This window comes from Paenibacillus sp. R-74696 (assembly GCF_055814915.1).
Genome location: NZ_JBPULM010000023.1, coordinates 25838 through 39699 on the forward strand (window position 1 = coordinate 25838; position 13862 = coordinate 39699).

Sequence of the window (13862 nt, forward strand, 5' to 3'; positions counted from 1 at the left end):
ATGACCAGCACCTTCCGGCGCGAATCATCGCTCTTTCCTATTTCCGCTTACGCTTGCAGCGGCTTATTCTTTTTGTCGGAGGGGAGAAATACGGTGAATAGCCCCAGCAGCGGCAAATACGAGCAGCACTGGATAACGAACACAATGCTTGTCGCATCAGCAAGATTGCCAAGAATGGCCGAGCCCGCTCCGCCAAGCCCGAAAGCAAGACCGAAGAAAATGCCTGATACGAGCCCGACCTTCCCTGGCAGCAGCTCGTTCGTATACACCATAATGATCGAGAACGCCGAAGCCAAAATCAACCCCGCAAAAAAGATCAAGATGACGGAAAACGTTAAATTCGCATACGGCAGGGCGAGTGAAAAGGGAGCCGTCCCCAAAATCGAAAACCAGATCAGCGCACGGCGGCTGAATTTATCCGCTAGCATGCCGCCGAACAGCAGCCCAATAACGTTGGCAACCAGGAAGACGAACAGGATCATCTGCGCCTGGCTGGTCGATACCCCGAATTTTTCTATGGCATAAAAAGAATAATAGCTCGTTAACGCTGAAATATAAACATATTTAGAAAAGACCAAAATCATAATAATCGTAACCGCAAACGCTACTCTTGTCTTAGAGAGGCCGCTTCTTGCAAACGGATGATTTTGCACCGTCCCCTTGCGCTCCTTCTCGGCCTTCAAGTGCTTCGTATACCATCTGGCGACGTAGCTTTGCAGCATGAAACCGACAACGAGCAGCAGGGAAAACCAAACGACACCCTTTTGCCCCGTATGTACGAACAGCATCGCCGTCATGATCGGAGCAAGCGCTTGTCCAATATTTCCGCCAAACTGAAAAATCGATTGCGCCAGTCCTTTGCGCGCCCCGCCTGCCAAATAAGCTACCCGCGCCGATTCCGGATGGAATATCGCTGACCCGACCCCAATCAGCATAACCGCAGCGAGGATCATCCAATAATACGCCGAGAAGGACAGCACCAGCACACCCGCAAGGGTGAAAAGAACACCGATCGGCAGCAGCCTTGGAATCGGTCGTTTATCGGTGAAAATGCCAATAAGCGGCTGTAAAATCGCTGCCGTCAAATTAATGATTAAAGTAATAAGGCCAATTTGCGAAAAGGTTAATGAAAAAGAATCTTTAAGCACCGGATACAGTGCAGGCACAATCGCTTGAATCGTATCATTGAGCAAATGTACCGAGCTTGCAGCAAACAAAATCGGAAAAAAAGTAGTGGCCGCCACATTGGTCGGCCGAATAGCAGCTTGATTGGTTGACATCAGGTTCTCCTTTTTCGAAGTAAAAATCGATGTTTGATATGCGATATATTGCATATTATATTCTGATTATGTATGATATAGCAAGGTTTATTTTCCCGATTGTTTTTTGTCTAAACGGAGCTTACTTTAATCCATTTGCACCCTCTTGCTGCTTCGATATATGATAGGAAGTAGCCAAAAACGCCGTTTGAGAGCTGTAGTTTAATTTTCTTGAAGAAGGTGATGTAATGCCGATACCGACTAATTATTCCTCGCCGCTCAGAATATCTGCGAAGGACAGAGCTTTAGCTCAGCTCCAGAAATGGATTATAGAAGGCACGCTTCAGCCTGGAGAAAAGCTGATTGATGCTGAGCTTGCAGATGCACTTGGCGTCAGCCGAACGCCGATTCGCGAAGCGCTGCAATTGCTTGAAGTACAAGGGCTTGTGCAAATGATGCCCAGCAAGGAAACAAGAGTGACGATGATTGAAGAAGAGGATATGCCTAAGCTTTATGCGCCGCTTGTTGCGCTGAATGCTCTCGCGGCAGAGCTTGCAGTGCCGCATATTCAGCCGGAGCATATAGTCCGCCTTAAAGAGCTGAATGCCCAGTTTGCGAAATGCATTCAGGAGAATAAGCCCTATGAAGCGATCGAATATGATGAGGAATTCCATAATGTCATTTTGGAGCTGGCGGATAATGCCTATATTCAATCATTCACCTCCTCGCTGCAAATGCACCTTCGCCGCTATAAGTATTTATTTATTAAACAGCCTACTTTCATTGCCCAAGTAGGCGTCAAGGAGCATCAGGCGATCATTGACGCGCTGGAGGCCCGCGATGCGGAAGCCGCTTACCTGATGATGAAGAAAAATGTGAGCATCCATACTTAGGCGAAAAAAAACCAACTTCACCTCCCGCTTGCAATAACGGAGTTGAAGTTGGTTTTCTCTTGTTTATGGATAAGCTTATTCGTATTGCTCCGAAGGCTTTAACGCTTTGAGAATAAAAGCCGTCGTATCCGTAATCCGCTCCTCCAGCGTAGACGTATCCTCGCCCATAAGCACCAGCGTGTGGATATTTCCTTTCGGAAAAAGCAGGGTTGAGCTGACCGCCGTAAAAGCCATGTGAACCGAATGAAATTCAAACACTCCCTGCTCACGCCCCTTCAGAAGCCATTGATGTATCAGCTGCCAGATCGGCAGGACACGCTCCTGAATCATTTCAATCCGCGGTGTATGCAGCGCAAGCTCGCATTGAATGATGTAGGATAGCTCAGCATCCTGATAACGAGAGGTGAGCAGCTCCCGAATTAATAGCTTCATGCCTTCAAGCGGTTCCATATCCTGAGCGATAGAAGCGATGCCCCTGCTAGGAAAAAAAGCTTCAAACAGTGCGAAAAACAAATTATCTTTCCCGCCAAAATAATAAGAGATCAGCGCCACATTCGCGCCTGCTTCCTCGCAAATTTGCCTGACGGATGTCCTGTCAAAGCCTTGAGCGGCAAATAGCTTTTTCGCTGCCAGCAAAATTCTCATTTTCACATCGATATCCGCAGCTTTCATCACAGCCTCCTAACGGCAACCACTTTATTTGACGCAAACACTTGGGGCTGATTAGAAAGCGCGGAAACGAATTAATTCGACTTCATTGCCATTTGCCCCGGCTTCGGCGCAAGCTGCTTCTTCAAGCCAACCGCTGCCATGCTGATCACAAAACCGATGATCGTCATAATAGCCAGTACCACAAGCTCGCTTCCAATGCCCGTACCACCGAACAGCACATTCATTAGCCCCTCAACTGCATAAGTTGCAGGAAGCGTCTCTCCAAGTTTCACATAAAAATCCGGTAGCAGCTCACGCGGCACAATCGCACCAGATGAAACGAGCTGCGCGGACAGTGCAATAGTATTAAACAGCATGCCTGCCATACCAAATACATATAAGAACATTTGAGAGACAAACATAAACGCAAGCACGAACATGAGCTGGAACAGCCAAAGCTTCAAGAAGCCCTGCTCCATTTGTCCATTAAATGCAGCGAGCAAAGAAGAGCCTACAAGCGATACGCCAATTGCCGCACCTGCCGTAATAATGCTTCGAGCTGCAAAACGCTTCCAGCGGCCTGCTACAGCACTAACCATCATCGACGATTGCTCCAGGTTCATCCCCATAATCATCGCGCCAACATAAGAAGCGAGCACCATCATCATCGGAACCATTTGGTTGCTCATGCCTTTGACCGGGTTCATGGATTCGATGTTCGCCGTAATACGTTCCGCTAAGCTTTGGCCAGCAATCGCCGCCTGCTCCACCGGAACACCTGCCTTGCCAAGCGTACCTGCGATGCCTTGCTCTATCGCCTGTGCATTGGCTTCCTTCGTTACCTCTGCAGCAACATTGCTCATAATGCTCTTAATTAAAGCAGGGTTGGATTCATTGATAAAATAGCCAATATCCGCTTTGCCATCTGCCGCCATCGCCTTTTGCGAAAAATCAGCAGGGAAATAAATAATCATTTGCAGCTCACGTGCATTAAGCTGCTGCTTCGCATCCTCAAGACTTGCAGGCTGCGACATTTGGAAGGGCAAATTGCCGACCAAAGAACCTGCGATTTGCGCGCCGAACTGTTGATCTTCATTGACTATTGCAATATGCAGTTTATCAATACGATCGGTCACTCCATTATAACCTGTCATCCATATAACTGAAAATACAATTTGAAACATAAGCGCCGTAATAATACCAACAATTGTTGTTGGACGCTTCATAAAAGCTTGAATCGTGTTTTTCATCGCCAATCCCATCCTGTCTGTGTCTATTTATCTGGTTTAAACAAATGTTTTAAACAATCGATTTAAACAACTGTTTCAATATTATATTTTGCTTCGAAAATTGTCAACATGAAAATAATGATACCTGGCATAAAATCAGAAAAATCCCCGTGTCCACTGCTATGAAAGCAATGGATATGGGGATTTATGTAACGATGGTCGCATACGAAGCTATGAGACTTCTTCGTTCATTTCCTCTTCGCGCAGCTTGTCTGCAGCAAGCTGCTTGCGGTATATTGCAGCGGACAGGAAAACGCTGATTTCATATAAACCGATTAATGGGATGGCCACGAGCGCATCCGATACAAAATCGGGCGGCGTCACTACGACCCCAATAAAAATCATAATGAAATAGGAAATGCGGCGCATTTTGCGCAAACGAATCGGATTCAAAATCCGGATTGCGGTCAAAAACATAATGACCAGCGGCAGCTCAAATAACAGCGAAATCGGAATCAAAATATTAAACATAAAGGTGAAATATTGAATAATTCCGAACGTCTCGACCAAATCCAAACTGTCCGAAACATTTCTGGTGAAATGAAACGCGAGTGGAAAAACGACAAAATAAGAAAATGACAGTCCCACCAAAAACATCAATAAAGCGAATGGGATATATTTAAGCGTCGCCCGCTGTTCCTTTACATGCAAAGCTGGCTTAACGAATGCCCATAGCTGATACGCCGTAAATGGAATCGTAATAATAAGCGCTATGACGAGCGCGAATTTCATATAGACGCCGACCCCGTCCCACAAGGAGAACGTATGCATCGGGAGAGAGCGCGCTGGCTCAAGGCTCATAATGAAATCATAAGCAGGCTTTGCCACAAACAAACCAGCAATGAGGCCCACCAAGATAACGAGCAGCATATAAAAAATCCGTTTGCGAAGCTCTCCGACATGCTCCAGCAGCGGCATCAGGCCTTCCTCACGCAGCCGTTCGCGATTAAAGGGTTGTTCGGTAGCTTCGTCTTGCCTGATTCCCATCTGTCACAATCTCCTTCCAGAAAAAAAGCGGGCCCGATTAATCCGGCAGCCGCTTGTTATTCGACTCAGTATTGTCTGATTTGGAAACGTCGATCCGTTTCTCCTCTTTGTCCTTTGGCTCATCATCCATTACATCTCTTGCACCCGCTTTAAACTCCTTAAGTGTCCGACCGAAAGCTCTACCCAATTCAGGCAGCTTGTTAGGACCAAACAACAGCAGGGCCACTAGCACCAGCAAAATAATTCCCGTTGCACCAATAGATGGCATAATCGTCTACCTCCTTCTCACTCTTGGATGTCTGTCCAAACTCAGCATCCGTACAAACCGCCATAACCGAGCTGTATAATATCTTCCTTCACAATTTGATGCCCCGCAAGTATGCGTGCCAGCAGGACATCGAATGAAGTAAACGGGTCATGCATGACGCATCCCGGTAAGCCAAGTATTGGCACTTCGTTCAAATAACCCATTAACAGCATGGATCCAGGCAGCATCGGCGTTCCATAGCTAACGATGTGTGCACCCGACGCCTTAATTGCCCCTGGTGTGCGGTCGTCAGGATCGACAGACATTCCGCCTGTTACCAATATCATATCATAATCTTGCCTAAGCAAATAGTTAATTTCATTAACAATCACCTGCTTGTCGTCGGGAGCAAAACGCTGCTCGATGACCTCTGAGCCGAAGGCTTCCAGCTTGCTGCGGACAGCGGGACCGAATTTATCCTCGATCCTCCCGCCGAATACTTCCCCGCCCGTCGTCAGCAGACCCACTCGCAGCTTGCGAAATGGCTTTACACGAACGGGCGCAGCGCCCTCATGTGCCGAGCGATACTCTGCTGCCAAGCGCTCAACTTCCTCTACCTTGGATTCCGGCACGACAAGCGGAATAGCGCGAGTAGCCGCAAGCTGTCCATCCTTCTTCACTACGCTATTCGTCTTTACCGTCGCAAGCGCAATTTCCCCGAGCGAATTAATGGCATGCACCAGCGCTTCGTCAACCTCAACAAGCCCAAGCAGCTCGGATTTCATGCTTACTTTACCTTCATGCGGTTCGCTTAGCCAGATGCCGTCTCCGCAAAGCGCCTTTGCCATCCTGCTTGCAGCATCATCCTCGTGCAGCTCGCCAGGGGCAAGCTCCATAATGTAAATATGCTCCTTGCCAATATCGAGCAGATTCGGAATGTCAGCTTCGGTTATAATATGGCCTTTTTTGAAAATCCGGCCTTTAAACTCACCCGGTACAATACGGGTGAGGTCATGAGCCAGCCGCAAACCAATGGCATCGTAGACGGACACTTCCTTTAGCACCGTCTTGGTTTCCAAACTCAGCTCGGCCGTTGTTGCTGCTTGCCCTTGCTGCTTATGCTGCCCAGCGCTGCTCATAATACGTCCTCTCCCTGTGTACCGGAAATAATCTCAAGGGCTTGAGGCAGTTGATCCATAATGGCCATTAAGCTTTCATGGACACCTTTCGGGCTGCCCGGCAAATTCACAATCAGCGACTTGCCACGGATGCCGCATACGCCTCGGGACAGCATGGCGCTTCTCGTCTTTTGAATAGCGCCAAACCTCATCGCTTCTGAAAGACCTGGAATAACCCGATCGACCACCCGCAATGTAGCATCGGGCGTCACATCACGAATCGCAAGTCCTGTCCCTCCTGTCGTCAGCAATAAATCCGCTTGATAATATTCGGTCATCTCAATGATGGCTGCCATAATTTCATCCTGCTCATCCGGAACGATGCGATAATCGACAATTACGCCGCCAAGCTCTTCCTCTACCAGCTCCCTGATAACTTGTGCGCTTGTATCTTCACGTTCACCGCGCGAGCCTTTATCACTAGCCGTCAAAATAGCCACTTTCCACTGCATTTACCGTTCCTCCCATCCCTTGTCCGATCATGGGTGATTCCATCGCTGGAAACAGCCGCCTTGCTTTATTTTTCTATCGAGTCTGCTTCCGCTTGAAACTGGTAATCGCCGTTTTTGCCACCGGTCTTTGCAACAAGATGTGTCGGGCCAATCACCATATCCTTCTGAATTGCTTTGCACATATCGTAAACGGTAAGAGCGGCGATCGAAACTGCTGTCAGCGCCTCCATTTCGACCCCTGTTTTACCTGTTGTTTTCACGGTTGCCTGTATGTATAGCTCATCTGCGCCATTGTCATCAAAGCGCACATCCACGCCAGTCAAAGGAAGCGGATGGCACATCGGAATGACGTCCGATGTTTTTTTCGCGGCCATAATGGCTGCAACCTGTGATACGGCCAGCACATCGCCTTTGCCTATCGTTCCCGCTTTAATCCGTTCTAGCGTCTCGCTGTGCATCGTAACGGTCGTCTGTGCTGTAGCACTGCGAGACGTAACGTCCTTATCGCTTACATCCACCATTTTGGCCCTGCCCTGCTCGTTAAAATGCGTCAATCCCACAGCACTCTCTCCCCCTTACGGATTCTATAGCAAATGAATCCCGGATTCCGTTACGATTCCGTTCATCTTCAAATCATGCTCCTGCATCGGAACCTGCTCTGCAACCTGCGCCTCGAAAGCTGCGCCAATCCACATCGCGCGCTTCCCTGCCTCGCCTGCCCGCTCCGCAAATCGGTCATAATAACCTCCGCCATAGCCCATTCGTCCGCCAATGCGGTCAAACTGAATGCCTGGGACGATGATGATGCCTGGCACATGCCCCTGCGGAAGCTCCTCGCATTTCGCCGGGTCAGGCTCACGGATTCCATATGCACCCTCCATTAAATCCGCTGGCGATTGCAGCCGGTACAGTGTCATCGAGCGATCAAGCGGGTGACAACGGGGTACGATTACCTCACGCCCGGTTGACCACGCCCATTCCATTAGCGGCCACATGTCCAGCTCAGAGCGAAATGGAACATAACACATGATTTCGCGCTGCTCCGGATGTTCTTCCAGCCATACGCTTAATGCGCTGCAAGCAAGCTCAGACCGTAATGTCCGATCCTGCTTGGACAAGCGATCGCGAGCTTTAGCAGCATCCGCTCGAATACGCTGTTTTTCCGCCTTTATTTGCGATTTTTCATTGTCCGTCATAATCGCTATTCTGCCTTTCCAATTCCTCAATTTCAATTATGTTCAGTTTACCATTGTTATGCAACTTTCGCCAATGGCGGCTTGCATTTGTGTTAATATATAATGAAATAGCAAGCAAGCGAAAGCTAAGCAATTATTCGTTGGAGGTATTTTTTATGCTGCTTCAAGTTTCTAATATAAGTAAAAGCTACGGTGTAGATCCCATATTATCAAATATTACGATGCAGGTGCTTGAACGCGAGCGCATCGGACTTGTTGGCGTCAATGGCGCGGGCAAGTCCACGCTGTTAAAAATCATTGCGGGAGAGATTTCTTTCGACTCCGGCGCCATCCACAAGGCCAAGGAAACGCGGCTCGGCTATTTGGCTCAAAACAGCGGTCTGCAATCCGACCGCACCATTGAAGCCGAAATGCGCGCCGTATTTGCTCATTTGCTGGAGGCCGAGCAGGAGCTGCGCGATCTGGAGCAGCAAATTGCTGATCCCGTGCTGCATGAACAGCCAAAGCGTTATGAAGAGGTACTCGACCGCTATTCCCGCCGCTCTGACTGGTTTCGCGAGCAAGGCGGCTTTGAAATCAATACGCGCATCAACAGCGTTCTTCACGGCATGGGCTTTGGCACTTTTCCGCCAGATACACCTATCCATACGCTCAGCGGCGGTCAAAAGACGAGGCTGGCGCTCGCCCGTATTTTGCTTCAAGCTCCTGATTTGCTCATGCTCGATGAGCCCACCAACTATTTGGATATTCCGACGCTCACTTGGCTTGAAGGCTATTTGCGCAGCTATTCCGGCGCGATTCTTGTCGTCTCTCATGACCGATATTTCCTCGATGCGCTTGTGCAGACGATTGTTGAAATCGAACGGCATTCCGCTAAACGTTATACAGGAAACTACAGCCGATATATTGACCTGAAGGCTGCAGAATACGAAAGCGATCTAAAGCAGTTTGAGAAGCAGCAGGACGAAATTGCCAAGATGGAGCAATTCATTCAGCGTAATATTGTCCGTGCCTCTACTACGAAACGCGCTCAAAGCCGCCGTAAAGCGCTCGACAAAATGGACGTGCTCGACAAACCGCTGGGCGATTTAAAGAAAGCCAACTTCACGTTCCAAATTGAGCGCCAAACCGGTAAAGATGTTTTGCAGGTATCGGATTTATCCGTGCTGTTTGACGAGAAAAACAAGCCCTTGTTCCAGCATGTCTCCTTCCGCTTGCAGCGTGGCGAGACGGTGGCTCTTATTGGACCTAACGGTATTGGCAAATCGACACTGCTCAAAACGATTGTCGGACAGCGCCAGCCTTCGAGCGGCACCATCGCCTGGGGGTCCAACGTCAAGCTCGGATATTACGACCAAGAACACACTGGACTTAATCAGACGAATACCGTATTGGAAGAAGTTTGGGGGCTCTACCCTCATATGGAGGAATCTCGTATTCGAACTGTTCTTGGCAGCTTTCTATTTAGCGGCGAAGATGTGCTTAAACGCATTTCGGCGCTCAGCGGCGGCGAGAAAGCTCGTGTATCGCTTGCCAAGCTCATGCTGGCTCAAGCCAATGTGCTCATTTTGGATGAGCCTACCAACCATTTGGACTTGTACAGCAAGGAAGTGCTGGAATCCGCTTTGCTCGATTATGAAGGCACGCTGCTCTTTATTTCTCATGACCGTTATTTCCTTAATAAAATGGCGGAGCGCATTGTCGAACTGACACCTGCGGGCACCGAACATTTCCTAGGAAATTATGACGAAATGATAGAGAAAAAGCATGAACTCGAAGAAGCACGGCTGGAGGAAGAAGCTAAGCGGACTGCTAGCAGTAAAGCTACTGCGCCTTCCGACAACGTTAGCGATTACGCGTTGGACAAGCAGGCAAAGCGTGAGGAACGCAGCCGTCAGCGCAAGCTGGAGCAGGTCGAAGCCGATATTGCAGAGCTAGAGCAAGCCATTGCGGATCTGGAGCTGCAACTGACAGACCCAGCTATTTTCAACGATTACATGCGTATTCAGGACATCCAGTCACAAATCGACCAGAAGCGCACCGCTTTAAGCGAGGCCTATGAGCAATGGGAAACCCTTAGTGAATAGTATTCGCTGCAACACTTCCTTTATTAATAATATTAAATAACATTTCAGGACATTAACGAATCATAAGCTACACGGATTCGTTAATGTTCTTCTTTTATATTAGGAAGTACTGGCGAACCTGGTCATAAAAAAATATAAAAAGATGCTTGCGCTATAAAAGCGCAAGCATTGAGAGGGAAACCAATGTTAGGGTATTACTGGGGGGATCAAGTGACTGCAGCTCGCAATGATTGCCACAGCTATCCCAATATGAAAATGTCATTGCCTATCGAATATATAGGCAGCAACGGTAAAACTCAAGGGACAAATTGCTCAAGTCGGATAATGCCAAGCCGTTTTGCCTCCGCGATTGCTTCCGATCGGGACCTAACGTTAAGCTTTTCAAAAATCCGGGTTAGATGGTACTCTACAGTACGCTGACTCATATGCAGCTTAATGGCAATATCTTTGTTGCTATTGCCGTACGCGACCTGCTGCAAAATATCCTGATCGCGTTCTTTAATCGATACTTCTTCAATTACTTTCTCAGCACGCGTAATTTTGACTTCGTTGCGTCGCAGCTGCTTGAGCAGTGAAATCGGAATAACCGCTTCCCCTCGCATAGCGCATCGAATGGCGTTATGCAGCTGTTCTCGCGAGACCGTCTTAGAGATAAAGCCGGAAACGCCGCATTCTATCAATAAATTATAATGCGTACTAATTTCATAACCAGTATATATGAGCACTTTACGATCCGGATCTTGCTGAATCAAACGTTTTGCAAGCTCAAGACCGCTTATGCCTGGCATGTTCAAGTCACATAAAATAATGTCAAATCCTTCGTTGCTAATCGCATCCAGCGCTTCCATGGCCGATAATACAACCGTCACCTTCATTTCAGGATCTTGTTCAATCATCGTTTTGGTGCCTTCTCCGACAGATGGATGATCATCAACTAATAAGATACGAATCACGCAGCAAACCCCTTTCCGATCGGCCAGTCGTCATATTTTGCGGCAATATAATAATGACCTCAAGACCTTTTCCACGTTTCGACCGGAATGTTATTTCACCTTCAAGGCTAGCGACTCTTTCTTTAATACCGGATAAACCCATATGCTCGAAAGAAGCCTCCATGTAATCGACATCCATGCCGACCCCATCGTCCTTATAGTGAAAATAAACTATGTTTGTTCTCTGCTCCAACTCTAACGTGACCAGATTGGCACGCGCATGCTTATCAGCATTGCGAAGCAACTCTTGGACAATGCGGTAAATCGCTGTAATCTGCTCTTCGTTAAGCAGGTTGTCAAAAGGCTTGGCCCGAAAATCAACCGCAAAATTGTTTCTCATTTGCGTATGCTCAATGATCGATTCCAATGCTTCAACAATGCCCATTTCCTTAAGCAGCGGCGGTCTTAACTCATTGCAGGTTTCCCGAATTTGATGGATGACATCAAGCAGTCCTTCCTTGATTTCGTCAAGCTCGACTTCAAGCTTTTCCGTTATCGGATGGTCCAGCATGAGTGCTTCCAGCCTTCGGTACCACAATAATTGGTCTTGAAGCGCAGAATCATGAAGATCGGCTGCAAGCTTCCGCCGTTCATTTTCCGAGAGGCAAAACAACAATCTTAAAATCCAAGGTGTTGTCGCCTGCTCCTTCTTAACCTCAGATTCTAAATCCTCGATTAAGCTTTCAATCAGATATAAGTTTTCAAATACGATACTTGCATAATTCGCAAGCGTCTTGAGCCAACGAAGCTCATCTGAATTGAAACGGGTATGGTTGGTTTTGGAGCCAATCCATACGATGTACTGCTTTGACTTCTGACAGCCAATAATTAGTCCCAGACCATGAGGCAGCTCAACGACTTCCCCAACTTGAAGCGATTCTGTTACTTGCAGTAGAAAAATAGCGGTACTCTGCTCATCATCCTGCATTCCTGCCGGAATAACCAATGCTTCAACCTGGTCTACAATGAGAAAATCAATTCGGCTAGCCGGAATCAGTGCCCCAATTTCTTCTTTCAGCACCATCTCCAGATCATCCCGCTTCATGACTCGTGCAATTTTGCGCGAGAAACGATCAAGGCTGTCTTGGTAGCTGTACATCGCTTTAAAAAGCTTGGGACGAAATTTATGATCAATCTGCTCCTTGGAATAAAGAAACAGGGTCATAACAGCGTAATTAATGATAAAGATTTGAAGCCATCTGACCCAAGAGAATACAGTGTCACTACTTACAATCGCAGCAATCGTCATCGTAACGACAAGTGCCGGCAATAAGGACAGCAATGTATAATACTTAAAGCGGGTCAATATAAAATCAACATCAAACAATTGGTTGGATGTTAATAAATAAAAGTAAACGATCGGCAGCACGAACAAAAAAGGTGCTGTGAACGCCGCTGGCAAAATTTGAATATTTCCTCCCAACAACGGCAATAAATTCATTGTCGTAAATGGAGTGAACGCAGCCAAATGCGAAGTCAGCGTTATTTTGAACAAAGAGTTGAACCTGCTATTCCGATAATAAAAGAATTTCCTAAACAACTGGTAGACGCAAATAAAATTACCGACTATCAGTGTGGCATGATATACCATTCTAGCGTTTAAAAATACCTCTTCCGGAATAAAATTCGTCCAAATATAGACGAGGCAAAACAATGAAACGACGCTGAAAGCTGCTGATAAACACCATATTAGCTTAGGGCTAATAAAGATAATACCATATCTTCGCAGGTACATATTCATAAATAGCAAGAATAAAATAGCTACAAATGGAATTACCGCATACATAACGGTAACACCTACCAAATCATTTCGATAGGCTGCGGCTGAAGAAAAATAACTCAACCCAATCGCTAAGAAAAATAATATAAGCATAATAGCAGAACTATCATTTTTCCTTTTCTTATACAAAAAGGAGGATAAACCGAGAAACAATAGCAGTGAAGCCCAAGGAAGATAAAGTTGTATGAGCAGTTCCAAACCTGTATGATCACCATTCCATCCTCGATTGAAAGTCACTTTTCTTGATTCGCCAGTTTTTCCACTAACGACAATACTTTCGACTCTCTCTACGGAAGAAAACTTGATGATATTCACATTCTGATCTGCCGGTTTTCCATTCACTTCCTCAATGACGTCCCCAACATGAATGCCCTTCAGAACAGCTTGTCCTGCTGGCTGAAGGGACTCAACCAAGTACTCACCCTGTGAATTCTTCACAGTTACTACACCAATAAACGGATCAGTAATTATAACCATTGTAAGGTAACCAAGTAAAGCGAAAAGCCCACTCAGGAAGAGAAAAAGCAATAGTGTCCTTGAGCGCAACAACTTCATCTTTCTCCCCCTAAATTCTTGCAGCACATTACCTTAAGTCCAATAGACCATTTGGTAATTATCCTTCTTATCTGCTTGAATGCTCAGGGTTTCAAAAATCGCTTTTTTCTCCGCTGGAGTCACTCCAGCCATTTGCAAGTTCCCGCTAGTTGCTAAACCCATCATATGCGAGTCTTTGGCTAAAGAACGAATAAATTCTTTCAACACTGGAACTCCTCCTTGGAATGTGTAAGGGTCTTTCTGTAGTTAACTATAACAGGAAATGATAGCCAAGCAAACGCAAATCTAGTTCGTAT

The 13862-nt window shown here is 46.9% G+C and carries 14 protein-coding genes; 2 read left to right on the forward strand and 12 right to left on the reverse strand.

What is annotated here, in order from left to right; genetic code table 11:
* Positions 1–47 precede the first annotated feature (47 nt).
* Positions 48–1280, reverse strand: coding sequence for an MFS transporter (locus ACSR9A_RS06475; RefSeq protein ID WP_473756256.1), 1233 nt, complete (start codon positions 1278–1280; stop codon positions 48–50).
* 227 nt (positions 1281–1507) lie between these two features.
* On the opposite strand from ACSR9A_RS06475, the gene ACSR9A_RS06480 reads away from it, so the two are divergent.
* Positions 1508–2152: a GntR family transcriptional regulator gene (locus ACSR9A_RS06480; protein WP_473756257.1), complete on the forward strand. Its 645-nt coding sequence runs from the start codon at positions 1508–1510 to the stop codon at positions 2150–2152.
* A 75-nt stretch (positions 2153–2227) separates the two neighbouring features.
* On the opposite strand, the gene ACSR9A_RS06485 is transcribed toward ACSR9A_RS06480, so the two are convergent.
* From ACSR9A_RS06485 to ACSR9A_RS06520, 8 genes are all read right to left on the reverse strand, one after another.
* A complete protein-coding gene (locus ACSR9A_RS06485; protein ID WP_473756258.1) occupies positions 2228–2824 on the reverse strand; it encodes a TetR/AcrR family transcriptional regulator in 597 nt (198 codons plus the stop codon).
* 71 nt (positions 2825–2895) lie between these two features.
* Entirely contained in the window at positions 2896–4053 is a 1158-nt protein-coding gene (locus tag ACSR9A_RS06490; protein WP_473756259.1) for a YhgE/Pip domain-containing protein, read from the reverse strand.
* 210 nt (positions 4054–4263) lie between these two features.
* Positions 4264–5079, reverse strand: a complete 816-nt coding sequence (gene tatC / locus ACSR9A_RS06495; protein ID WP_473756260.1) for a twin-arginine translocase subunit TatC — start codon at positions 5077–5079, stop codon at positions 4264–4266.
* A 37-nt stretch (positions 5080–5116) separates the two neighbouring features.
* A complete protein-coding gene (gene tatA, locus ACSR9A_RS06500) occupies positions 5117–5347 on the reverse strand; it encodes a twin-arginine translocase TatA/TatE family subunit (RefSeq protein WP_046229102.1) in 231 nt (76 codons plus the stop codon).
* Between the two features lie 41 nt (positions 5348–5388).
* Complete coding sequence (locus ACSR9A_RS06505) at positions 5389–6405, reverse strand: molybdopterin-binding protein (RefSeq protein ID WP_473756346.1); 1017 nt, start codon at positions 6403–6405, stop codon at positions 5389–5391.
* Between the two features lie 56 nt (positions 6406–6461).
* Positions 6462–6956, reverse strand: a complete 495-nt coding sequence (locus ACSR9A_RS06510) for a MogA/MoaB family molybdenum cofactor biosynthesis protein (RefSeq protein WP_341279388.1) — start codon at positions 6954–6956, stop codon at positions 6462–6464.
* Positions 6957–7021: 65 nt separating this feature from the next.
* Positions 7022–7516 carry a cyclic pyranopterin monophosphate synthase MoaC gene (gene moaC / locus ACSR9A_RS06515; RefSeq protein ID WP_338552938.1) on the reverse strand — a complete coding sequence of 165 codons (495 nt, stop codon included), beginning with the start codon at positions 7514–7516 and terminating at the stop codon, positions 7022–7024.
* Between the two features lie 24 nt (positions 7517–7540).
* Entirely contained in the window at positions 7541–8152 is a 612-nt protein-coding gene (locus ACSR9A_RS06520) for a 5-formyltetrahydrofolate cyclo-ligase (RefSeq protein ID WP_473756261.1), read from the reverse strand.
* A 155-nt stretch (positions 8153–8307) separates the two neighbouring features.
* On the opposite strand from ACSR9A_RS06520, the gene ACSR9A_RS06525 reads away from it, so the two are divergent.
* Positions 8308–10239 (forward strand): ABC-F family ATP-binding cassette domain-containing protein, encoded by a 1932-nt coding sequence (locus tag ACSR9A_RS06525; protein ID WP_473756262.1) that lies wholly within the window; start codon positions 8308–8310, stop codon positions 10237–10239.
* A gap of 296 nt (positions 10240–10535) precedes the next feature.
* Here ACSR9A_RS06525 and ACSR9A_RS06530 read toward each other — a convergent pair whose 3' ends face one another.
* The 3 genes from ACSR9A_RS06530 to comX all read right to left on the reverse strand — a co-directional run bounded on the left by ACSR9A_RS06530 (position 10536) and on the right by comX (position 13773).
* Entirely contained in the window at positions 10536–11192 is a 657-nt protein-coding gene (locus ACSR9A_RS06530) for a response regulator transcription factor (RefSeq protein WP_046229099.1), read from the reverse strand.
* Positions 11170–12726 carry a sensor histidine kinase gene (locus tag ACSR9A_RS06535; RefSeq protein WP_473756263.1) on the reverse strand — a complete coding sequence of 519 codons (1557 nt, stop codon included), beginning with the start codon at positions 12724–12726 and terminating at the stop codon, positions 11170–11172. The genes ACSR9A_RS06530 and ACSR9A_RS06535 overlap by 23 nt, the downstream gene beginning before the upstream one ends.
* Before the next feature lie 873 nt (positions 12727–13599).
* Complete coding sequence (comX, locus tag ACSR9A_RS06540) at positions 13600–13773, reverse strand: competence pheromone ComX (RefSeq protein ID WP_473756264.1); 174 nt, start codon at positions 13771–13773, stop codon at positions 13600–13602.
* Positions 13774–13862: the final 89 nt, after the last annotated feature.